This is a genomic window from Bradyrhizobium sp. CCBAU 51745, assembly GCF_028128715.1.
GTDB classification, from domain to species: Bacteria; Pseudomonadota; Alphaproteobacteria; order Rhizobiales; family Xanthobacteraceae; genus Bradyrhizobium; species Bradyrhizobium manausense.
This window is the reverse complement of record NZ_LBJP01000092.1, coordinates 369,730-391,048: the sequence shown is the minus strand read 5'-3', so window position 1 is coordinate 391,048 and position 21,319 is coordinate 369,730. Positions and strand designations below refer to the sequence as shown.

The window sequence follows — 21,319 nt, the reverse complement described above, 5'->3', positions numbered from 1 at the left end:
TAACGAACCTTCGCGGCCACGAAACTGTCATGAAACAATCCTTGCCGCGATGAAACCGTTTTCGATTTTCCGCGCAAACGTCCCGAAACTTGTTTCCGTTAGGAACTTAAGCAACGGAGCACCGCAACGGTGCCGGGGTGACCAAGAAACACCACGCAAACAGGGGCGACCAATGTTCAATCTGGACACGTTCAGGACGTATTCGCGCGCCGTTGCCGTCAGTGCAGTGGCCGTTGCTGCAATCGCATGTGCCGGCCCGGCAAAAGCCGCGCCCGTGCAGCTCTTCCCGTTCTTCCAGCCGCTGCCGGTGATGACTGCGCCACAGCCGCTTCAGCCTTATCAGCCTTATTCTGCGCCGACCTACCAGGCCGCGCCATCAGAGAACCAGGATGCCGTCGAGACGCCGGCCCGCTTCCGCCGCCAGACCGTTTCATATGCGACGCGCGAAGCGCCAGGCACCATCATCATCGATACGCCCAACACCTATCTCTATTATGTGCTCGGTAACGGCCAGGCGATCCGCTACGGCATTGGCGTCGGCCGTGACGGCTTCACCTGGTCCGGCACGCAGTCGGTGACCAAGAAGGCGGAGTGGCCGGACTGGACCCCGCCGCCGGAAATGATCCAGCGCCAGCCTTATCTGCCGCGCCACATGGCCGGCGGCCCCGGCAACCCGTTAGGTGCCCGCGCCATGTATCTCGGCGGCACCGTCTACCGCATCCATGGCACCAACGCTCCCGACACGATCGGCAAGCACGTTTCCTCCGGCTGCATCCGCCTGACCAATGACGACGTCTCCGACCTCTACGCCCGCGTCAACGTCGGCACCAAGGTGATCGTGCTGCCGATGACCGAGCGGCGCGCGGAGCTGAGGTAACGCGAGGTCCTGGAAGAAAATAGAATGCAAGCGGCCCCGGCAAGACCGGGGCCGTTTTCGTTTGAGGCCACATGGTTCGTCGTGGGATATCATGACTCGCATGATCAGGCTGCTCACACCCGCTGATGCCGCTCTCTACCGTGCGATCAGGCTGGAAGCGCTGGAGGCGCATCCCGAGGCTTTCTCCAGCACCTTCGCGCGCGAGCAGGAAAAGCCGCTCGCCTGGTTCGAGGAACGTCTCACCAGTTCGGACGTGTTCGGCGCCTTCATCGACGGCCAGATCGTCGGCATAGCCGGCTTCCACCGGCAGGATGGTCCCCAGACCATGCACAAGGCCGATCTCTGGGGCATGTATGTGCGACACCAGGCGGGAAGAGCCGGCGTAGGCCGGTGTCTCGTCGATACGGTGATTGCCCATGCCGCCAAGCACGTTGAAAAGCTCCAGCTGACCGTTGCGAGCCAGAACGAACCGGCGTTACGCCTCTACAAGGCCGCCGGCTTCGTCGAATACGGCCGCGAGGTGAAGGCGTTGAAGCAGAACGGCCGATATTTCGATGAAGTCCTGATGGAATTATTCGTCGACGGAAGCGGCAAATAACAAAGACGGCCCAGGAGAGACCAGGGCCGTCTTCGATCCGCACCGATGATCTCTTATGCCAGCCGCCCCGAGAGCAACCGCAGCCACGCCGCCGAATGGAACGCGCTCATCAAGAGATACATCGGCGCCATCCCGCCCAGCGACAGCCCGTGCCCGGCGGAGCAGAGCATGTCCGCCGGGCCGCCACTGAAGGCGGCCGTCAGGACCGCCATGGCCGCGAAGGTCGGCGTGGCCGCAAGGCCCAGCCACCGAGCAAGATGGGATGGGGCAAGCTGGGATGCGGCCTCGCTGCCGTCACGCCTGGCGCTGCCGGGATGGACGTCGCTCATTGGGCACCCGGTGTGCGGAGCGCGATCTCGCCGGCGTCGGAGACCTCGACCCATTTCTTGTCGGGCTCCGCACCCGCCTCGTAGCTGTCGTGCCAGTTCCACCATTTGTAGGTCGGCGTCTGCGGATAGCCCGGAGGCGAATCCTCCCATACCTCCTGGCGGCCGAGCGGGGTGATGTCGAGATAGTTCCAGGTGCCGCCCATCTGCTCGTCGCCGCGACTCTTGATCAGATAGGTACGGAAGATTCGCTTCCCGTCGCGGTAGAACACGTTGGTGCCGTGCCACTCGCCGACGCCGAAATCGGCATCGAAACTGTCGGTGATGGTGACCCACGGAATGTTCCAGCCCATCCGCGCCTTCAGCCGCGCGATATCCGCCTGCGGAGCCCGCGAGGCGAACACCAGCGTGGTGTCGCGGGCGTTCAGGTGCGAGACATGGGCGACCTGGTCGGCCACCATGGAGCAGCCGCGGCAGGCATGGTCGGGCCAGCCGAACACATCAGGCTCGAAGAACGCCCGGTAGAGGATCAGCTGCTTCCGGCCCTGGAACAGATCGAGCAGACTGGCCTTGCCCGATGGCGTCTCGAATGCGTAGGTTTTGGTCACTTCCATCCACGGCATGCGCCGGCGTTCGGCGGCGAGTGCGTCGCGGGCGCGGGTATGTGCCTTCTCCTTCACCAGCAGCACCTGACGGGCTGCTTCCCACTCCTCCGGCGAGACCACTGGCGGTGTTAGCATGGCGGGCTGTCCGTTGGTCGCTGCTTTGTTGGCTGATGTCATCATGGCTCTCCAAATCTCTCGCTCGCCGCACATCGTCGGCCGTGCGGGAGTTGTCGCACCGCAAGTGCGCACGGTGGGAGTAACAAGTGTGGCGGGATTTTCATGGAGTCGCTGATCACGGCCGCCGCACGTGCGCTGGAGGCCGGCGATCCGCTCGGCGCGCTGAACCGCGTCGCATTGCGCAACGATGCGCCCTCGCTGGCGCTGCGCGGCATCGCGATGGCTCAGCTCGGCGATCTCGCCAAAGCCAAGGCGCTGCTGCGCAGCGCCGCCCGCGCCTTCGGGCCGCGAGAGGCGGTCGCGCGGGCCAGATGCGTGGTGGCGGAGGCCGAGATCGCGCTGGTCTCGCGCGACCTGAACTGGCCGGCGAAGGCGCTCACAGCGGCGCGGGCGACGCTGGCAAGCCACGGCGATCTCGCCAATGCCGCCCATGCCGGCCATATCGAGGCGCGCCGCCTGCTCCTGCTCGGACGCATCGACGAGGCGGCGCGGACGCTGGCCGAGATCCGCGCCTGCCCGCTGCCGCCTGCGTCCCAGGTCGTGCGCGAGCTCGTGGTCGCCGGCATCGCCATCAGGCGGCTCAAATCGAACGAGGCGCGCGCGGCGCTTGACCTCGCGGCCCGCGCTGCGCGACGGGCCAACATCCCGGCGCTGGTGGCCGAGGTCGACGGCGCAAGCCTCATTCTGAAGACGCCGGCCGCGCGCCTGATCGCACGCGGCAGCGAGCACCCGCTGCTGCTCGGCGAGGTCGAGCGCCTCGCGACCTCGACCGCGCTCGTCGTCGACACCTTTCATCATGTCGTGCGCAGGCAGGGCATCGCCGTGCCGCTCGGAACGCGGCCCGTACTGTTCGCGCTCGCCCGTCTGCTGGCGCAGGCATGGCCCGAAGATGTCTCGCGCGAGGCGCTGATCTCAGGCGCGTTCCAGGCGAGGCACGCCGACGAGTCGCACCGCGCGCGCTTGCGCGTCGAGATCGGGCGGCTCCGCACCCAGCTCAAGCCGCTGGCCGAGATCAGCGCCACAAAACAGGGCTTCGAGCTGGCGCCGCGAAAGACCCGCGACGTCATCGTGCTGGCGCGCCCGGTCGAGGAGAAGCACGCCGCCGTCCTTGCCATTCTTGCCGATGGCGAGCCATGGTCGAGCTCGGCGCTCGCGCTCGCGCTTCGTATGAGCGCACGCACCGTGCAGCGGGCGCTCGAGGAGCTGGCGCGATCGAACAAGGTGCAGTCGTTCGGCCATGGCAGGGCACGGCGCTGGATGACCCCGCCGGTCCCGGGTTTCCCGACAGGCTTGTTACTCCCCTCGCCGCTCTTGAAAGCGTAGGATTCATTGATCGCCGCACAGGGACCACACCATGAAACGATCAGCCGCCGAGATCATCCGCGAGTACGGGCCTTTTTCGAACGTCAAGTCCGTGCACGGCGTCACCTATGACGGCAGCCAGGTCTGGTTCGCGTCCGGCGACAAGGTGAACGCCCTCGATCCCGCGAGCGGCGAGATCTCGCGCTCGATCGACGTCGCCGCACATGCGGGCACGGCGTTCGATGGCCGTCACCTGTTCCAGATCGCGGAGGATCGCATCCAGAAGATCGACGCGGCGAGCGGTGCGATCGTCAGCACGATTCCCGCACCGGGCGGTGGCGGCGATTCCGGGCTGGCCTGGGCTGAAGGCTCGCTCTGGGTCGGGCAATATCGCGAGCGCAAGATCCATCAGGTCGACCCTGAGACGGGAAAGATCCTCCGCACCATCGAGAGCAAGCGCTTCGTCACCGGCGTGACCTGGGTCGACGGCGAGCTCTGGCATGGCACCTGGGAAGGCGATGACAGCGACCTCAGGCGGATCGATCCTGATACGGGCAAGGTGCTCGAGCAGCTCGATATGCCCGAAGGGACGATGGTCTCGGGGCTGGAATCCGACGGCGGCGACCAGCTGTTCTGCGGCGGCGGCGACAGCGGCAAGGTGAGAGCGGTCCGCCGCCCCCGGCGCAGCTAACTCGCGATAGCCGGGTCCCGTGATCACGGTGTAAAGATATGGCACCGCCCTTCGGGAGAAACCAATGACCGCGCTGGCCACGCTGCTCGACGGCGGCAAATATTACGAAGCCCCGCGCTGGCATGATGGCCGCCTCTGGTTCGTCGACTGCCTGGCGCGGACGCTGCTGAGCATCGACACCGCAGGCCAATGCAGAACGCACGCAACGTTCGAGGACGACATGCCGTGCGGCACCGGCTTCCTGCCCGATGGCAGGCTGATCGTCCTGACCATGTTTCGCAAGCGCCTGTTCGTCTTCGCCGACGAGAAGCTGTCGCTTTATGCTGATCTGTCGCGCGTCGCGACCGGTGTCATCGACGACATGATCGTCGATGGGCTCGGGCGCGCCTATGTCGGTGATCTCGGCTTCAACTTCCCGCCTCCGCCGGATCGCGGCGCCGACGGGCGCATCATCCAGGTCGCACCGGACGGCGCGACGCGCGTCGTCGCTGAGGGACTGCGCTTTCCCAATGGCATCGCGATCTCGCCCGACCATCGCCGGCTCGTCGTCGCGGAGATGGATGGCGAATGCGTCGCCGATTACGAGATGGCGCCCGATGGCAGCCTCACCTTCCGCCGCAGGCTGCCCTGCGGCAAGGAGCCGGACGGCATCTGCCTCGACCAAGACGGCGCGGTCTGGGTTGCCGCCTATTCCGAGGATGCCTTCATCCGGATCGACGCCGGCGGGCAGGAACTGCGGCGCATCACTGTCCCCGGCCGCCGCGCCATTGCTTGCGCGCTCGGAGGCCCCGACCGGCGAACCTTGTTCTGCATCAGCGCCGCGACCTCGCATGAGGACCTGCGGCGCGGCAAGTCCTCCGCGCGGATCGACGCCGTCACGGTGGATGCGCCTGGCGCGGGCTACCCCTGAGACACAGCCGCCGCTTCCGTTAACCCGTTTGCCGCAATTCCACCCCACCGGTGCGCTCTAGCGCCCTCCTCGCCCGCCCTGTAAAATCCCCGTTGGGCGGCCTGGGGGATCGATGCGTCTGACGTTGAATTTGAAGACCGTGCTGATCGCTGTTGCGGTGCTGGCGGCGTCGTTTTTCATCAGCCTGAAGGCGATGGACTGGCTTTCGCCGCGCGCGGTCAATTCGGCGCCGCCGATCGCACAATTGCCGCCGCTGCCGCCGGCCGCGAAGAGCTCGATCGTGGTGGCACCCGTCGCGATCGCGCTGTCGGCGATCCGCGACCAGGCCGAGAAGGCCTCGCCGCGCAATTTCGCCGGCAAGGCCGAGAACCCGATCTCGCAGATCCTGGAGAACGCCGATATCGGCTGGAGCGCCGCCCGCGGGCCAATGTCGGCGACCGGCGACAAGGACGTGCTGACGCTGTCGACACCGATCACCGGCAAGCTGAACGTAACAGGGTCGCTGTCGGCAAAGGCCACCGGCGCGCTCGGCGATGCCCTGGGCAGCGTGCTCGGCGGCGACGCGGCGAAACGGATCGGCGCCGTCAACATCAAGAATTTGAATGCCAGCGCCGAGATCAGGGGCAGCGTGGTCGTCACCTCGCGCCCCAAGCTCGCGGCCGCCTGGCACCTCGAGCCGAATTTGGGCGCGCAGGTCAATCTCGGCGACACCAACGTCAACGTCGCCGGCGCCAAGGTCAACGTGCCGGCGCAGGTCAAGCCGCTGATCGACAAGACCGTTGGCGAGCAGCTCAACGTCGTCGCCGAGCGCATCCGCAACGATCCCAGCCTGCGCGACAATGCCAGGGTGCAATGGGCCAAGGCCTGCCGCTCGATCCCGCTGCAGGGCACCGGCTCCTCGGCGGCGCTGCCGCCGCTCTGGCTCGAGATGAAGCCGACCCGCGCCATTGCGGCGCAGCCGCGCGTCGACGCGCAGGCCGTGACCTTGCTGCTCGGCCTCGAGGCCGAGACGCGCGTGACCTCGGCGCAGACCAAGCCGGACTGCCCCTTCCCCGACAAGATCTCGATCGTGCCGCCGACCGGCACCGGCGTGAACATCGGCGTTCCCATCGACGTGCCCTTCACCGAGATCAACAAGCTGATCGCGGCGCAAATGGTCGGCAACACCTATCCCGAGGACGGCTCCGGTCCGGTCGACGTCACCGTGAAGAGCGTCAACGTGATCCCCTCAGGCGATCGCCTGCTGATCTCGCTGCTGGTGCGCGCCAAGGAGAAGAAGAGCTGGCTCGGCCTGGGTGCCGAGGCGACCGTGCACATCTGGGGCCGGCCGATGCTCGACCAGGCGCAGCAGACGCTGCGGCTTGCCGACATCCGGCTCGCGGTGGAATCCGAGGCGGCCTTCGGCCTGCTCGGCGCCGCGGCCCGCGCGGTGGTGCCGCAGATGCAGCAGGCGCTGGTGCAGAAAGCGACGCTCGACCTGAAGCCGATCGCCGCCAATGCGCGCGAGAAGATCGCAGCCGCCATCGCCGACTACCAGAAGAGCGAGGACGGCCTCAGGATCGACGCCAAGATCGACAGCCTCACGCTGACCGACATCGCCTTCGATTCCAGGACGCTGCGCGTGGTTGCGGAAGCCGGCGGGACGCTGAACGTCTCGCTGACGAAGCTGCCGTAGCGCGCCTTCTCGGCGGGTCCGCGCGCGTCCCGACGGCCGTCATCGGCCATGACGTAAAGCGGAGCCCTCCCCCCGAACTTCGCGGATTGCGAATGCAGATGTCAGCGCCGAACTGATCAGGAACGTGCGTGGTGCACCGAGACATGCTTGAAATCTTGCCTGCTTTGCTCTTCCTTTCGCAGGCCGTCCTCGAGCCATAAACGAAACCCCTCTATAAGAGGGGCATGAGAGCGCTCCGGCCTAATGTGAAGATAATATCCATTGAGCTTAACGTTGGTGCCTAGAAGCTCGACGAGGTTTCCGCCATCGATCTCTCGAGCAACGGTAAGGCGGGAAGCCAAGACGATGCCTTGGCCCGCCAAGGCGGCGTCTATTGCCATGTTGGCGTCCCAGAGCAGGGGCCCTTTCAGTGCGGTTCTTAGCTTGTAGCCGGCGCCTTTGAACCAATTCGTCCACTGTTGGCGGCTCTCCTCGTGGATCAACGGGAGTCTCGAGAGCTCTGCCAAGTTCTCCGGCTGCCCGTTTTTCTCGATCCAGACCTTGCTCGCAACCGGGAACGCTCTCGGACTGATCAGCCACGTTGCGCCCGCGGGCAGGTCGGCTTTTGAACCGAAACCGATCATCACGTCTGCTTCCGACTTCGAGAAGTCCGGCAACCGATCGATCGCCCTGAGGACAATATCTGCACCAGCCAGCGTCCGTTCGATCTCAGACAAGCGTGGAGCGAGCCAGCGCGTTGCAAGGCCCGGCATTGCCCAGATGCGCAACATGCCCCTGCGCGTGCGGGGGCGCAACTCGACCGCCGCAGCGGCGATGATTTGAAATGCCTCGGATACGGCTCGGTAAAAAATCGCGCCTTCCTGTGTCAGCAGGGTACCCCGTGGCCCGGTATCGAGCAGCTTCCGACCAGACCAAACCTCTAGGTTTCGAACGTGACGACTGATGACGGTGTGGCTTACGCCAATATCGTCGGCAGCCTTCCGCATGCTTCCGGCTCTCGCCGCCGCCTCGAATGCCCGGACCATGATCAGTGGTGGCATTCTGGGCGATTCGAGGGGGACATCCTCTGCACCGTTGGCTTTCGGCATAGGCCTCGTAAGTGACTTCATCGTCTCGCCCCTGCTCTTCAGTGGAAACTGTAATGCACCACCGCCTCCGGAATCAATGGTGGTGCGTCTCGTGAACCACTGCGTCGCAATCAAAACGATACCGGCCACGCCGTGAAGGAAGGTAGCCTTTTCCGAATTCAGGAGGAAAGTAGCTCGTGTCCGATAACGCTCTGCTCCAGTCCCGTCGTGCCGCTGCAATTCCACGTGGGCTCGCTTCCGCGTTTCCCGTTTTTGCCACTCGCGCGGACAATTCCCAGCTATGGGACGCGGACGGCAATCGCTTTATCGATTTCGCCGGCGGCATAGCGGTCCTGAACACCGGGCACAGACATCCCGCGGTTCTGAAGGCGGTTCAGGCTCAATTGGCCGCCTACACTCATACCGCGTTCCAGGTCATCCCTTACGAGCCCTATGTGGCCCTGTGCGAACGACTCGGTAAACTTGCGCCCTTCAAGGGCGATGCCAAGAGCATCTTGTTCTCGACCGGCGCGGAGGCGGTCGAGAACGCCGTGAAGATCGCGCGCGCCCACACGCGCCGCACGGACGTGATCGCGTTTTCCGGCGGTTTTCATGGCCGTACTCTCATGACGAGTGCGCTGACGGGAAAGATTGCGCCCTACAAGAAAAAGTTCGGTCCGATGCCGGCCGGAGTCTGGCACGTCCCCTTCCCGGTGCCGCAGTATGGAACGTCGGTCGCCGACACTTTGAACGCGATCGACCATCTGTTTCGTGCGGACGTCGAACCGGCGAACGTTGCGGCGGTCATCATCGAGCCGGTTCAGGGCGAGGGTGGGTTTCACCCGGCTCCGGCCGAACTGCTTGCCGCGTTACGACGCATCTGCGACGCCGAAGGTATCGTCCTGATCGCCGATGAGGTGCAGACCGGATTCGGGCGCACCGGAAAGATGTTTGGCATCGAGCATTCCGGCATCGAACCCGATCTCGTCACGATTGCGAAATCCCTCGCCGGCGGATTTCCGCTTTCCGGCGTCATCGGGAGGTCGGCCATCATGGAGGCTCCAGAGCCCGGTGGTCTGGGCGGCACGTATGCCGGTAACCCGATAGCGTGCGCAGCAGCGCTTGCGGTTCTCGATGTCATTGTCGAGGAAAAACTGCTCGACCGAGCCAACAGGCTTGGCGCGCTGGTGCGGGACGAGCTTCAGCACATCGCGCGGCGCAACGATACGATTCCAATTGGGTTCGTTCGCGGCCCAGGAGCGATGGTCGCATTCGATGTATTGAAGTCGGGCGGGGCCGCGGAGCCCGATCCCGACGGGACAAAACGGGTGATTCAGGAGGCCTTGAAGCAGGGGCTGATTCTCCTGGCCTGTGGCGCACATGCCAATACCATCCGATTGCTGATGCCACTCACGATATCGGACACCCTCCTGATCGAGGGGCTTGCCAAGCTTCAAAACGCCCTCGCCAACGCGCGCTGAGTACAAGCCCATGCTGAAATCGATGCCGCTTGTCGAACGGCTTGCCGACCGTTCGCTTCTGAGGTTGCAGGCTTACATCAACGGTCAATTTGTCGGTGTCGCAAACACCACCGTCAAGAATCCTGCGAATGGACAAGTGATTGCAGCTGTGTCCGGTGTCGGCGCTCAGGAAACGACGAATGCAGTCGAGGCTGCTGCCGCTGCCTTTGGGCCCTGGGCGGCACGAACCTGCAAGGAGCGGAGCGCAATCCTTCGCCGCTGGTTCGATCTCGTAGTTGCCGCGCGCGAGGATCTCGCGATCATTCTCACCAGTGAGCAGGGGAAGCCACTCGCCGAGGCACGAGGAGAGATCGACTACGCGGCGGCCTACATCGAATTCTACGCAGAAGAAGCAAAGCGGGTTGCTGGGGAGCTCCTTTCCTCGCATCGTGCAGACGCGCGCATTTTAGTGCAGCGGCGTCCGATTGGAGTCGTGGCGGCCATCACGCCCTGGAACTTTCCAGCTGCCATGATCACTCGCAAGATCGCTCCGGCGCTCGCGGCTGGCTGTACCGCCGTGGTGAAGCCCGCGCCGGAAACGCCGCTCACGGCGCTCGCTCTCGCCGAGCTCGCCCATCGCGCCGGGTTTCCTGCCGGAACGCTGAATGTGATCACCGGAGATGCCAAGGAGATCGGCTCGGTTCTTACGACGCATCCGGCGGTGCGCCTCGTGGGTTTTACGGGCTCCACGGCTGTTGGGAAGGTGTTGATGGCTCAGGCGGCGGCGACCGTCAAAAGAGTTGCTCTTGAACTCGGTGGTAATGCGCCGTTCATTGTTTTCGACGACGCCGATCTTGATGGTGCCGTCGAAGGTACACTCGTTTCAAAATACAGAAACATGGGACAAACATGCGTCTGCACCAACCGGATCTACGTTCAGGATGGTGTTCACGACGCTTACGTGAAGAAACTGGCTGCCAAGGTCGCCACGCTGCGCGTGGGCGATGGACTCGATGACAATGTCGAGCAGGGGCCTCTCATCAACGAACGGGCATTGGCCAAGGTCGAGGCGCATCTTGACGATGCCGTGTCCAAGGGCGCCTCAATCGTCATTGGCGGTCAGCGCCACCCCCTTGGTGGCACTTTTTTTGAGCCGACCGTACTTCAAGGCGCGACCGACGAGATGCTTCTGAGCCAGGAAGAAACGTTCGGTCCGATTGCCCCCATCTTTCGCTTCAGGAGCGAGGACGAGGTCGTCGCGGCGGCAAACAGCACGACATCGGGGCTCGCCGCCTACCTCTACTCCCGCGACGTCAGCCGCATCTTTCGCGTCCTCGAGAGACTCGACTTCGGAATCGTCGGGATCAACACGGGCCTGATTTCAACCGAGCTCGCTCCCTTCGGCGGAGTGAAAGAGAGCGGCAACTCCCGCGAAGGATCGCACCATGGGATTCTCGAATTTACTGAACTGAAATACGCATGTCTTGCAGTTCGGGCTTGAAATCCGAGGCGGGCGATGGCTACGTTGCTCTTGGTCGAGGCGTTTGGCTCGTGCAATTCATGCCCACATCCACCAGCGCGTGACCATGAACGGAAACAAGGCAGTGGCATTCCCGGCCAGTCCAGGCTCCTTTGCTCAGACAGAATTGGACGACGCTCCCGTCTCGACAACCCTATCCGGAGACATTGATAGTCATGACGAGCGGCCACGACTTTTCGATAACCAAGGCCGACACGCGCACACCTTCCGGAAGTTCTGATCGATGATGGCGACCGCTCAGGATATGCCGGCAGCACGAGAGGACGCCATTCAAGGCAGCATGGCCATGCCCGCGCCCATCCTGGTGCGCTTTTCCGGCATTCAGAAGACCTATGATGGCGAGCACCTCGTGGTGAAGCACCTCGATCTCGACATCAAAAAGGGCGAGTTCATCACGCTGCTCGGCCCCTCGGGCTCGGGCAAGACCACCACGCTGATGATGCTGGCCGGCTTCGAGGTGCCGACCCAGGGCGAGATCTACCTCGCCGACCGCCCGATCAAGAACATGCCGCCGCACAAGCGCGACATCGGCATGGTGTTCCAGAACTATGCGCTGTTTCCGCACCTGACGATCGAGGAGAACGTCGCCTTCCCGCTCTCCGTGCGCAAGACGAGCAAGGCGGAAACGCAGGAGCGCGTCAAGGCGGCGCTGCGCATGATCAAGATGGAAACGCTGGCGCAGCGGCGGCCCGGGCAGCTTTCCGGCGGCCAGCAGCAGCGCGTGGCGCTGGCGCGCGCGCTGGTGTTCAACCCGCAGCTGGTGCTGATGGACGAGCCGCTCGGCGCGCTCGACAAGCGCCTGCGCGAGCAGATGCAGCTGGAGATCAAGCAGCTGCACGAGACCATGGGCATCACCGTCGTCTACGTCACCCACGACCAGAGCGAAGCGCTCACCATGTCGGACCGCATCGCCGTGTTCAACGACGGCATCGTGCAGCAGATCGACAGGCCCGATGCGCTGTACGAGCGCCCGGTGAACAGCTTCGTCGCCAATTTCGTCGGCGAGAACAACGTGCTGTCAGGCACGGTCGAGACAACAGACAAGGATTATTGCCGCGTCTTGCTGGCCGCCGGCGGCACCGTCATGGCCCGTGCGGTCAACGTCTCGGGCGCGGGAGCTGCGACCTCGCTGTCGGTGCGGCCGGAGCGGGTCGCGATTGTCCCCGACGGCGCCTCCAGCGACGGTGCGAACCGGCTGCCGGCCAAGGTGCAGAACACCATCTATCTCGGCGACCATGCGCTGGCCGTGCTCGATGTCGCCGGGAATACAGAGTTCATGGTCAAGCTGCAGCCAGGCGCGCATGACCGGCTGAGATCAGGTGAAAGCGTCTTCATCAGCTTCCGCCCCGAGGACTGCCTCGCGCTCGACCCCGTTTGATTGACCGATCAACCTCAACGCAACTCACCAGAAGAAGGACAACGACCATGCTGAAGCGCAAGACCAGCAAGATGACTGGCAAGATTGCTCTGGGTTTCGTCGCGGCGTTCACCGCCAGCGCGGCGCTGGCGACGGTTGCGCAGGCGCGTGACCTCACCGTCGTGTCGTGGGGCGGCGCCTATCAGGACGCGCAGAAGAAGGTCTATTTCGAGCCGTTCAAGAAGGCGTCAGGCATTGCCATGAACGACGAATCCTGGGACGGCGGCGTCGGCGTGTTGCGCGCCAAGGTGCAGGGTGGCGCCGCCACCTGGGACGTCGTGCAGGTCGAGAGCGACGAGCTCGCGGTCGGCTGCGAGGAAGGCCTCTACGAGAAGCTGGATTATTCCAAGATCGGCGGCGAGGCCGCCTATATCCAGCCGTCGGTCAATCCCTGCGGCGTCGGCGCCATCCTCTATGATTTCGTGCTCGGCTACGACAAGGACAAGCTGAAGGAAGCGCCCAATGGCTGGGCCGACTTCTTCGACACCAAGAAGATCCCCGGCAAGCGCGCCTTGCGCCAGGGCCCGAAGACCACACTCGAGATCGCCCTCATGGCCGACGGCGTCCCGCCGAAGGACGTCTACAAGGTGCTGGCGACCGACGAAGGCGTCGATCGCGCGTTCAAGAAGCTCGACACCATCAAGGGCGACCTCGTCTGGTGGAAGGCCGGCGCCCAGCCGCCGCAATTGCTCGCCTCCGGCGAGGTGGCCATGACCTCGGTCTACAACGGCCGGATCGACACTGCGAACAAGAACGAGAAGAAGAACTTTGGCATGGTGTGGGACGGCGCGCTGTTCACGCTCGACAGCTGGGTCATCCTGAAGGGCAGCCCGAACAAGGACGCGGCCTACAAATTCCTGGACTTCGTCGGCAAGGCGGAAAACCAGTCCAAGCTGTCGCAGAACATTGCCTACGGCACCTCGAACAAGGATGCCGCCGCCCTGATCCCGCCGGCCGTCCTGAAGGATCTGCCGACGGCGCCTGACAACATCAAGAACGCGGTCGAGATCAACGTCGCCTTCTGGCTCGAAAACATCGACAAGCTGACCGAGCGCTTCAACAAATGGGCCGCGAAATAGCGCGCGATCGAACCGGCGTGCGGCGCGGGCGGAGGGGCGAGACCCTTTCGCCGGCGCACCGCCCCTTGCCTGAAATGATCAACCCATGACAGCAGCCTCCCTCACCGGCGCCGATGTGAAGACCAACGTGTCGCTCAAGCGCCGCCTGAAGCGGGCGGAGCGCGCGCGCCAGATCAAGGCGCTGGCGCTGGTTCTGCCGCTGCTGCTGTTTCTGCTGTTCACCTTCGCCGGGCCCATCGCCGGCATGCTGTGGCACGCGGTCGATGACCACGAGGTGCGCCAGGTTCTACCGCAGACGGTCGCGGCTCTCGCCAGTTGGGACGGCAAGGATGTGCCGGACGAAAAGGCCTATGCCGCCCTGGCAAGCGACATCGAGGCGGCGCGCACGGCCGGCACCATCGCCATCGCCGCCAAGCGGCTCAACTATGCCCAAAACGGTTTTCGCACGATCCTCACCAGCACCGCACGCAATCTGAAAGCGATGCCGGAGCCGGGCACGGCCAAGGAGACGCTGGGCAAGATCAACCCGGCCTGGCGCGACCGCGCCACCTGGACGACGATCAGGGGCGCCAGTGGTCCGGTCACCAGCTTCTACCTGCTGGGCGCGCTCGACCTTGTCAGGAACGCGGACGGCGCGATCGTCGCGGCTCCGCCGGATCAGGCCATCTACCGCGATGTCTTCGGCCGCACTTTCCTGATCAGCCTCGGTGTCACGGTGCTCTGCCTGGTCCTCGGCTTCCCGGTCGCCTATTTGCTGGCGACGCTGCCGCCGGGCCGGTCGAACCTGTTGATGATCTTCGTGCTGCTGCCGTTCTGGACCTCGCTTCTGGTTCGAACCTGCGCCTGGATCGTGCTGTTGCAAAGCAAGGGCGTCGTCAATGACAGCCTGCACTGGCTCGGCATCATCGATGAGCCGCTGCGCCTGATCTACAACCGCTTCGGCGTCTGCGTGGCCATGACCCACGTGCTGCTGCCGTTCATGATCCTGCCGCTGTACAGCAGCATGAAGGCGATCTCGCCGGCCTATATGCGTGCCGCCGCCTCGCTTGGTGCATCGCCCATCACCGCTTTCCTGCGGATCTATATGCCGCAAACCCTGCCCGGCATCGGCGCGGGCAGCCTGCTCGTCTTCATCCTGGCGCTCGGCTATTACATCACGCCGGCCCTCGTCGGCGGCGCCGCCGACCAGATGATCAGCTACTTCATCGCGCTCTACACCACCGAAACAGCTAATTGGGGCCTGGCTTCGGCGCTGGGCGCGGTGCTGCTGCTCGCGACCGTCCTGCTCGCGCTCGTCTATGGCAAGCTGGTGCAGGGCCAGCAGGTGACGGGAGGGATGAAGAATTGAGCGACGCTTCCTCCTTGCGCACACCCAGCCAGCGCATCGCCTGGACCGCAACCATCGTCATCTCGACGCTGGTCTTCATCTTCCTGATCGCGCCGATCCTGGCGATCATGCCGCTGTCCTTCAGCTCGGGTTCGTATCTCACTTATCCGCTGCCGGGTCTCTCCTTGCGTTGGTACGACGACTTCATCAGCTCACCGCGCTGGATGAACTCGCTGAAGAACAGCATGATCATCGGCGTGGCCTCGACGCTGTTGTCGATGGTTCTCGGCACGCTGGCAGCCCTTGGGCTGGCGCAGTGGAAGAGCCGGTTCAAGCCGCTGGTGCTGGCCTTCGTGCTGTCGCCGGTGGTCGTGCCCGGCGTCATCACCGCGGTCGGTCTCTATTTCTTCTTCGCGCCGATTGGCCTCACCGGCAGCTATCTCGGCCTGATCCTGGCTCACACCGCGCTGGCAACGCCGTTCGTGGTGATCACGGTCGGCGCGACGCTGCAAAGCTTCGACACCAACCTCGCCCGCGCCGCCGCCTCGCTCGGCGCCTCGCCGCTTCTGGCGTTCCGCCGGGTGATCCTGCCGCTGATCCTGCCGGGACTCGCATCGGGTGCACTGTTCGCCTTCGCGACCAGCTTTGACGAGGTGGTGATCGTGCTGTTCATGGCAGGGCCCGAGCAGCGCACTTTGCCGCGCGAAATGTTCAGCGGCATCCGCGAGAACATCAGCCCGACCATCACGGCAGCCGCGGTGATCCTGACGACGGTCTCGGTGATCCTGCTCGCGACGCTGGAGGGCCTGCGCCGGCGTAACGAGCGGCTCAAGGGCGGCGCGTAATGCCCTCTTCCTTCTTCCCTTGCGGGAGCCGAGATAGCGAAAATAGTGCAATGATATCAACGGTCAACAGCGAGGCCGCCTCCTTTCGGTCTCGCCGGCGGGGGCTCTCGAACGTCCCAAATATTCTAGTGGGGTACTGCTACGCCGAGGCGGAGAAGTACGGGTCCGGCCACGCGCAGTGGCTACAAGAGAGAATCAGCTACACTGTGAGCAGCCTTTGGGAGAATGCTCAGCGTGCCTAGCGACCGCTATCCTCACGTCACCGAGCGGAACAAGCGCATTTGCGCCCTCTACGAAGAGGGCCGCGCCTCCGGTCTGTCGTTAACTGCGCTTGGCAAGGAGTTCGACCTCAGTCGCGAGACCATTCGCGGCATCATCCGTCGCCGCAACAATGCACGCCGACGAGCAGAGGCACTTGCGTCGCTCAGAGAAGCGTTTGCTAAGGGCAATGGCGACCCCCGTCGTCACGACCGGACGTAGGCCGCGACTTCGCCGCTGGGGAATGCATGCGGATACGTGAACAAGTGCAACTGAATCCAGTGAGCGATGAAGTGTTGGCGCTCACTGCCGTGGTTCGCCCAATTCTTACGGGCACTCTCTATGCCTTGAAGGCCGATATAGTTGCCGAGGCGGGCGGATATGATCAGATCAAGCTGAAGATGCTACCTCGGCTCTACAAAGCTGGCGATGGCGACTGTGGCATCTGCTTTGAGTACGCAGTGCATGAGGCGATCAGCAGGGGCGATGCCCGCGTGCTTGAGCGGATAGAAGACGCGGCAAAGCTGTGTAAGTTGAACGGGCAAGCGCCCCCTCGCTCGCTGTTGTTCGGCCTCGAAAAAACCGGAACGCAGCAGTTAATCGACACTGCGGGTGACATCCTCACAGATGATTCGCGGCTTCTGTACGGGACGCGCGGCCAACCCGCGAAGTTGAAGCGCCACCTTAACCAGATCGCCGGAGCATTCCGAAACAGAAAGACGCGACTGGCGCTGCCATACTCAATTCGCGGTCTTTGGAAAGCTGACTTGTTCGTCGGCTACACCGATGTAGAACGTTGGGTGGCGACGACCGTGAAGATCAATCCGTCTCAACTTGAGGGGGCCGCTGGACTTCGCATCGGCATCGTGCCGACGAAGCAAGGCGCAAAAGACATCGTTCGGAAGGACGACGGAAAGAACCTCATCATCTGCCCGCTGCATCACGATGAAGACTTCATGCAGACCTTTTACGAGGGTTGGCGCATCGTACAGGCTTTCATTGATGCGGACGGGCAAATGCCCAAAGAGGTCTCGCTGCCGCGTCCGGCGCATCGAGAGGTCGTGAGGATTCTGGTTGAGCGGCGCGAGTTCCCTGTCGTCGATGTTGTCGAAGCCATAGAGGCCTTCGGCCAGCCGGAATTGCTCGCAACTGACGACAAGCAAGTGGAAACGACGACGCTCAAGGGCCATTCAAATACCGACCTGATGATCGCTCCTGTTTCGCGAGAACCAGACTTGTTTGGCCCACGGTAACTCCATGCTCTCCCAGATTTTCGGCGCAGCCGTTCAGATCGCTTGCGGGCCTCGCTGATGCGTCGGCACGTCGGCCGATGTTCAGTGCCGGCGATCTCGAACGAATGCATGGGCGGTCGGCTCCGGCGATCTTGCCGAGGCGCAGGCATAGTCCGCCTACTCCTTGAGCCAAAAAACCACGACGGATGCCACTTTAGGATCAGGAACATCCCCTGCATACCAGTCCCACGTCTTGCCGTCGTTATAAGAGATGATGGAGCTTCCGGTTTTGCTATCGCGCCCATATTTTGGCGCGTCCTCGCCGCTGACCAACGCACCGCTCGCATTATAGGCCTTCACATGCGCCTTGTAACTGCAGCCTTTGTCGCCGAGAGGCGCGTGCATGAAGTCGCAGTCTTTTGGTTTGGTGCTCGTCTGGACCTTGTCAAAGCCAACTTGGTATTTGACGCCATACCAGAGCGCATTCGTCCAACTGTCTGGAGCAAAGAACCAAAGAGCTACCGACCCAAAAAGAAAATATACTGCAGCACCATCGTCAGATTGAGCCACGTTTCCAGCCCTCTATTACAGCTATGCGTCCCTCGTGAAGCCGGCGAACACCCAGCCAATCACCCAGAAGAGGACATAGGCAACGATGGCACAGATGCCGGTGATGATCAGGCCCATCCCGAGCGCGGAAGCTGCCTCGCTCGTCATGAATGTCGGAGCCGGCGAGTCTGCGATTGCAATGATCTCGCCTACCGACTTGCCATAGAGGCCGTAGTCCGAGCAACCGTTCACGTCGTAGTCGAGCGTTCGGCTGTCGATCGATGGATATTTCAGTTTGAAGACGTAGCCCGCGCGTGACAGCCGCGCGATGCACTGAGCGTTCCTTTGGACGCTCACTTCTCTACTGTAGCCCTCGTTGACGATACCGTACGTAATCGCGAGGCCGATCACAGCCACCAGCACGGCAACGACCGCGCCGATCCGAGTGAAGCCGCGAATGAAGCGCGCACCGCCGGTCAACGGTGCATCGCGCTTTGGTTGGAAAGGACTAAGACTGTTCATCGCCCCCGGTGCCCCAGCATTCATCAAGCCCCAAATCACTGGTCTAATTCGCACACCGTAAGGAGGTCAATGCTGCTTATTTCTCGCCGCCAGCGCGGCCAGCGGCGCCTTCCGCCAAGCCTGCATGATCGGCCAGTCCTGATACACGCCATGGGCGACATCAGGTAGCCCGGCGGCGGGCCGTCCAGCGCGGGATAAAACACGGAGGGGCCGCCGACGACGCCGATCAAAGACCAGTCTAGCTTCTTGCTGATGGCCAGATATTCGGCGCGCCGGCTGCCGTGCTCTTACCACCGCTGATGATCGCCGGCCGCGACGATCTCCATGCCGGTCGCGAACAAGCCGACCATCTCGTCGCTGACGTTGGGCTTGGCCGCCCGGTGCAGCAGCTCCCGCTCGGCCGAGCTCATGGCGCGCTTCCCGGCGGACGACCGGGCGAGGCGCGTACCGGTTCGTAGTTAGCCCAGTCGGCTCAGCGTCCGGACCACGAAGGCGCGGTTCGCGAGTTCGTGCTTCAGCGCCGGGTGATCCTTGATGCCGCTGCGGGTGCGGATCACCGGACAGCGCTCCTGATCTCCTCGCACAAGGCCTCGGCATGATCGCGAAGCGCCGGATGAGGGGTATCTGTCCGCGCATTCAATTGAGAGTTGGATTCGCGGAGAGAACCCCTCACCCGTCTCGCCGCTATCGCGGCGAGCCACCCTCTCCCCCAAGGGGAGAGGGTTAGGAACACCGCCCGCCCCTTCCGATTTTGCATTCTGCTATGGCGCGGAGCGCTTAGCTGCGATCGCCGATAGCCGCTAGAACAGTCCCCGCAACAACGCCCCAACGACAATACACAGGGAGAAACGATATGCATAAACTCATCGCCGCGGTCGCGGCCGGCCTCGCCGTCGCCGCCACACCGGGCGCGGCACAGGCGCAGATTTCCGACAACGTCGTCAAGCTCGGCGTGCTCACGGACATGTCGAGCCTCTACGCCGACGCGACCGGCAAGGGCTCGCTCGCCGCGGTCGAGATGGCCGTAGCCGACTACGGCGGCAAGGTCGCGGGCGTGCCGATCCAGGTCGTGTCCGCCGACCACCAGAACAAGCCCGACGTCGGCGTCAACATCGCCCGCAACTGGTACGACAACGAGAAGGTGGACGCCGTGATGGACGTGCCGACCTCCTCGGTCGCGCTGCCGATCTCGGCGCTGACGCGCGAGAAGAACAAGATCAACATCAATTCCGGCGGCGGCTCGTCCGACATCACCGGCACCGCCTGCTCGCCCAACACGGTGCACTGGACCTACGACACCTACGCGCTGTCGAATGTCGCCGGCAAGGCGATGGTGAAGCGCGGCGAGGACACCTGGTTCTTCGTCACCGCCGACTATGCCTTCGGCATGGCGCTCCAGCGTGACGCCGCGAATGTGGTCAAGGAGAGCGGCGGCAAGGTGCTCGGCGAAGTCCGCCATCCGCTCAACTCGTCGGACTTCTCGTCCTTCCTGCTCCAGGCCCAGGCCTCGAAGGCCAAGGTGGTCGCGCTGGCGAATGCCGGCGGCGACACCACCAATGCGCTGAAACAGGCCTCGGAGTTCGGCTTGACCCAAGGCGGCCAGAAGATGATCGCGCTGCTGCAGGAAATCACCGACACGCATTCACTCGGCATCAAGGCAACGCAAGGCCTGATCGTCACGGACGCGTTCTACTGGGACATGAACGACGAGACGCGAGCCTTCTCCAAGCGCTTCAACGAGAAGGTCGGGCACATGCCGACCATGATCCAGGCCGGCCTCTATTCCGCGACCATGCATTATCTGAAGGCGATCGAAGCCATCAAGAGCGACGAAGCGCCGAAGGTGATGGAGCAGATGCGCAAGACGCCGATCAACGACTTCTTCGCCAAGAATGGCAAGATCCGCATCGACGGCCGCATGGTCCACGACATGTATCTGTTCGAGGTGAAGAAGCCCGAGGAATCCAAAGGCGAGTGGGATCTCTACAAGCTGATCGCCACCGTGCCCGGCGACGAAGCCTTCCGTCCGCTCGACAAGGGCGGCTGCCCGCTGGTGAAGGGGAATTGAGGATCTTCTTCCCGTGAAAAAGACACGACGGCGCGCCCGGTGAAAGCCGGGCGCGCTGCGTTCAGGCGTTTAGAAGCCATTACTCCGAGTACTTGAACTCGGGCATGTTCTTCAGCTCGTCCTTGGTCGCATTGAACACGGCGTGGTCAGGATACCACTTCGAGCTCGACGACGCCGTCGTGGTGGTGGTCGCAGCAGGCCTGTCGGTGCCGGTCGCAGCACCCGTCGTCGTGGTCGCAGCGGGCTTGGCGCCCGGGTTCGTCCCGGCGCCGGTATAGGCCACGGCCTCATTGACGAACTTCAACTTCTCATACGGCACGGCAACGAGATGCTCGCCCATGCCGAGGAAGCCGCCGACGCCAATCACAGCGATTTTCACGGCGCCGCTCTTGTCCATCAGCAGATCGTTGATCGAGCCGATGTTCTCGTTCGCCTCGTTATAAACCTTCACGCCTGCCATCTTCGAGGCGCGCCATTCGCCCGACGCGCTCGTGGTTGTCGTCGTCGCGGTCGAAGCGGTGGGCGATTTGTCGGCGGTGGTGGCGGCCGGGTTCTGCGCAAACGCAACGGTCGCAAGCAAGGCAGTGCCGGCCAGGCCGGCAGCGATCGATTTCATCAACATGGTTTGTCCTCTCCTTCAGCAGAAAACTCGTGCGGGGAAAACAGCGACGGTCACCAGCAGTTCCCAAGGTGCGGCAATTTCGTCGCGCCTTTGTGGCACTGCGGCGCGAGGAAAAGTTCCTGGAACGCGCGAGGCGCATAGTTCCCCGCCGACAATCATGCGCCCTGGGATG

Annotated in this window: 22 protein-coding genes and 1 pseudogene; 16 read left to right on the top strand and 7 right to left on the bottom strand. The window is 63.5% G+C overall.

Features of this window, described 5'->3' with window-relative positions; genetic code table 11:
* Positions 1 to 172: 172 nt before the first annotated feature.
* Entirely contained in the window at positions 173 to 877 is a 705-nt protein-coding gene (locus XH98_RS36390) for a L,D-transpeptidase (protein ID WP_271602513.1), read from the top strand.
* Between the two features lie 91 nt (positions 878 to 968).
* Positions 969 to 1,475: a GNAT family N-acetyltransferase gene (locus XH98_RS36385; RefSeq protein WP_271621402.1), complete on the top strand. Its 507-nt coding sequence runs from the start codon at positions 969 to 971 to the stop codon at positions 1,473 to 1,475.
* Positions 1,476 to 1,528: 53 nt separating this feature from the next.
* Here XH98_RS36385 and XH98_RS36380 read toward each other — a convergent pair whose 3' ends face one another.
* Both XH98_RS36380 and XH98_RS36375 read right to left on the bottom strand, forming a co-directional pair.
* The gene (locus XH98_RS36380) at positions 1,529 to 1,804 is read right to left on the bottom strand and encodes a hypothetical protein (protein WP_271602511.1); all 276 of its coding nucleotides are present in this window, start codon (positions 1,802 to 1,804) and stop codon (positions 1,529 to 1,531) included.
* Positions 1,801 to 2,586 (bottom strand): DUF899 domain-containing protein, encoded by a 786-nt coding sequence (locus XH98_RS36375; protein WP_271602510.1) that lies wholly within the window; start codon positions 2,584 to 2,586, stop codon positions 1,801 to 1,803. The genes XH98_RS36380 and XH98_RS36375 overlap by 4 nt, the downstream gene beginning before the upstream one ends.
* A 99-nt stretch (positions 2,587 to 2,685) precedes the next feature.
* On the opposite strand from XH98_RS36375, the gene XH98_RS36370 reads away from it, so the two are divergent.
* From XH98_RS36370 to XH98_RS36355, 4 genes are all read left to right on the top strand, one after another.
* Positions 2,686 to 3,906, top strand: coding sequence for a helix-turn-helix domain-containing protein (locus XH98_RS36370; RefSeq protein WP_271621401.1), 1,221 nt, complete (start codon positions 2,686 to 2,688; stop codon positions 3,904 to 3,906).
* A 31-nt stretch (positions 3,907 to 3,937) separates the two neighbouring features.
* Positions 3,938 to 4,576: a Vgb family protein gene (locus XH98_RS36365; RefSeq protein ID WP_271602508.1), complete on the top strand. Its 639-nt coding sequence runs from the start codon at positions 3,938 to 3,940 to the stop codon at positions 4,574 to 4,576.
* Between the two features lie 64 nt (positions 4,577 to 4,640).
* Positions 4,641 to 5,486 carry an SMP-30/gluconolactonase/LRE family protein gene (locus XH98_RS36360; protein ID WP_271602507.1) on the top strand — a complete coding sequence of 282 codons (846 nt, stop codon included), beginning with the start codon at positions 4,641 to 4,643 and terminating at the stop codon, positions 5,484 to 5,486.
* A gap of 112 nt (positions 5,487 to 5,598) precedes the next feature.
* Positions 5,599 to 7,161 (top strand): DUF4403 family protein, encoded by a 1,563-nt coding sequence (locus XH98_RS36355; RefSeq protein ID WP_271621400.1) that lies wholly within the window; start codon positions 5,599 to 5,601, stop codon positions 7,159 to 7,161.
* A 116-nt stretch (positions 7,162 to 7,277) separates the two neighbouring features.
* On the opposite strand, the gene XH98_RS36350 is transcribed toward XH98_RS36355, so the two are convergent.
* Entirely contained in the window at positions 7,278 to 8,249 is a 972-nt protein-coding gene (locus tag XH98_RS36350; RefSeq protein WP_271621399.1) for a LysR substrate-binding domain-containing protein, read from the bottom strand.
* 176 nt (positions 8,250 to 8,425) lie between these two features.
* Between XH98_RS36350 and gabT the strand changes: the two genes are divergently transcribed.
* From gabT to XH98_RS36305, 9 genes and pseudogenes are all read left to right on the top strand, one after another.
* A complete protein-coding gene (gene gabT, locus XH98_RS36345; protein WP_271621398.1) occupies positions 8,426 to 9,709 on the top strand; it encodes a 4-aminobutyrate--2-oxoglutarate transaminase in 1,284 nt (427 codons plus the stop codon).
* Positions 9,710 to 9,719: 10 nt separating this feature from the next.
* Entirely contained in the window at positions 9,720 to 11,189 is a 1,470-nt protein-coding gene (locus XH98_RS36340) for an NAD-dependent succinate-semialdehyde dehydrogenase (RefSeq protein WP_271602501.1), read from the top strand.
* A gap of 34 nt (positions 11,190 to 11,223) precedes the next feature.
* A pseudogene (purU, locus tag XH98_RS36335) lies at positions 11,224 to 11,337 on the top strand (formyltetrahydrofolate deformylase); the annotation flags it as partial.
* A 171-nt stretch (positions 11,338 to 11,508) separates the two neighbouring features.
* Positions 11,509 to 12,606, top strand: a complete 1,098-nt coding sequence (locus XH98_RS36330) for an ABC transporter ATP-binding protein (protein WP_442868672.1) — start codon at positions 11,509 to 11,511, stop codon at positions 12,604 to 12,606.
* Between the two features lie 47 nt (positions 12,607 to 12,653).
* Positions 12,654 to 13,724 carry an ABC transporter substrate-binding protein gene (locus tag XH98_RS36325; protein WP_057754284.1) on the top strand — a complete coding sequence of 357 codons (1,071 nt, stop codon included), beginning with the start codon at positions 12,654 to 12,656 and terminating at the stop codon, positions 13,722 to 13,724.
* Positions 13,725 to 13,809: 85 nt separating this feature from the next.
* Positions 13,810 to 15,072: an ABC transporter permease gene (locus XH98_RS36320; protein WP_271602499.1), complete on the top strand. Its 1,263-nt coding sequence runs from the start codon at positions 13,810 to 13,812 to the stop codon at positions 15,070 to 15,072.
* A complete protein-coding gene (locus XH98_RS36315; RefSeq protein ID WP_271621397.1) occupies positions 15,069 to 15,896 on the top strand; it encodes an ABC transporter permease in 828 nt (275 codons plus the stop codon). The genes XH98_RS36320 and XH98_RS36315 overlap by 4 nt, the downstream gene beginning before the upstream one ends.
* 225 nt (positions 15,897 to 16,121) lie before the next feature.
* A complete protein-coding gene (locus XH98_RS36310; protein WP_271621396.1) occupies positions 16,122 to 16,376 on the top strand; it encodes a hypothetical protein in 255 nt (84 codons plus the stop codon).
* Positions 16,377 to 16,402: 26 nt separating this feature from the next.
* Positions 16,403 to 17,407: a hypothetical protein gene (locus XH98_RS36305; protein WP_271621395.1), complete on the top strand. Its 1,005-nt coding sequence runs from the start codon at positions 16,403 to 16,405 to the stop codon at positions 17,405 to 17,407.
* Between the two features lie 156 nt (positions 17,408 to 17,563).
* On the opposite strand, the gene XH98_RS36300 is transcribed toward XH98_RS36305, so the two are convergent.
* The 3 genes from XH98_RS36300 to XH98_RS36290 all read right to left on the bottom strand — a co-directional run bounded on the left by XH98_RS36300 (position 17,564) and on the right by XH98_RS36290 (position 18,867).
* A complete protein-coding gene (locus tag XH98_RS36300) occupies positions 17,564 to 17,956 on the bottom strand; it encodes a hypothetical protein (RefSeq protein ID WP_271621394.1) in 393 nt (130 codons plus the stop codon).
* Between the two features lie 21 nt (positions 17,957 to 17,977).
* Positions 17,978 to 18,496 (bottom strand): hypothetical protein, encoded by a 519-nt coding sequence (locus XH98_RS36295; RefSeq protein WP_271621393.1) that lies wholly within the window; start codon positions 18,494 to 18,496, stop codon positions 17,978 to 17,980.
* A gap of 248 nt (positions 18,497 to 18,744) precedes the next feature.
* Positions 18,745 to 18,867, bottom strand: coding sequence for a hypothetical protein (locus tag XH98_RS36290; RefSeq protein ID WP_271621392.1), 123 nt, complete (start codon positions 18,865 to 18,867; stop codon positions 18,745 to 18,747).
* Between the two features lie 443 nt (positions 18,868 to 19,310).
* Between XH98_RS36290 and XH98_RS36285 the strand changes: the two genes are divergently transcribed.
* Complete coding sequence (locus XH98_RS36285; RefSeq protein WP_271602498.1) at positions 19,311 to 20,525, top strand: ABC transporter substrate-binding protein; 1,215 nt, start codon at positions 19,311 to 19,313, stop codon at positions 20,523 to 20,525.
* Between the two features lie 79 nt (positions 20,526 to 20,604).
* Here the strand turns inward: XH98_RS36285 and XH98_RS36280 are convergent, their stop codons facing one another.
* A complete protein-coding gene (locus XH98_RS36280; RefSeq protein WP_271602497.1) occupies positions 20,605 to 21,147 on the bottom strand; it encodes a PRC-barrel domain-containing protein in 543 nt (180 codons plus the stop codon).
* Positions 21,148 to 21,319: the final 172 nt, after the last annotated feature.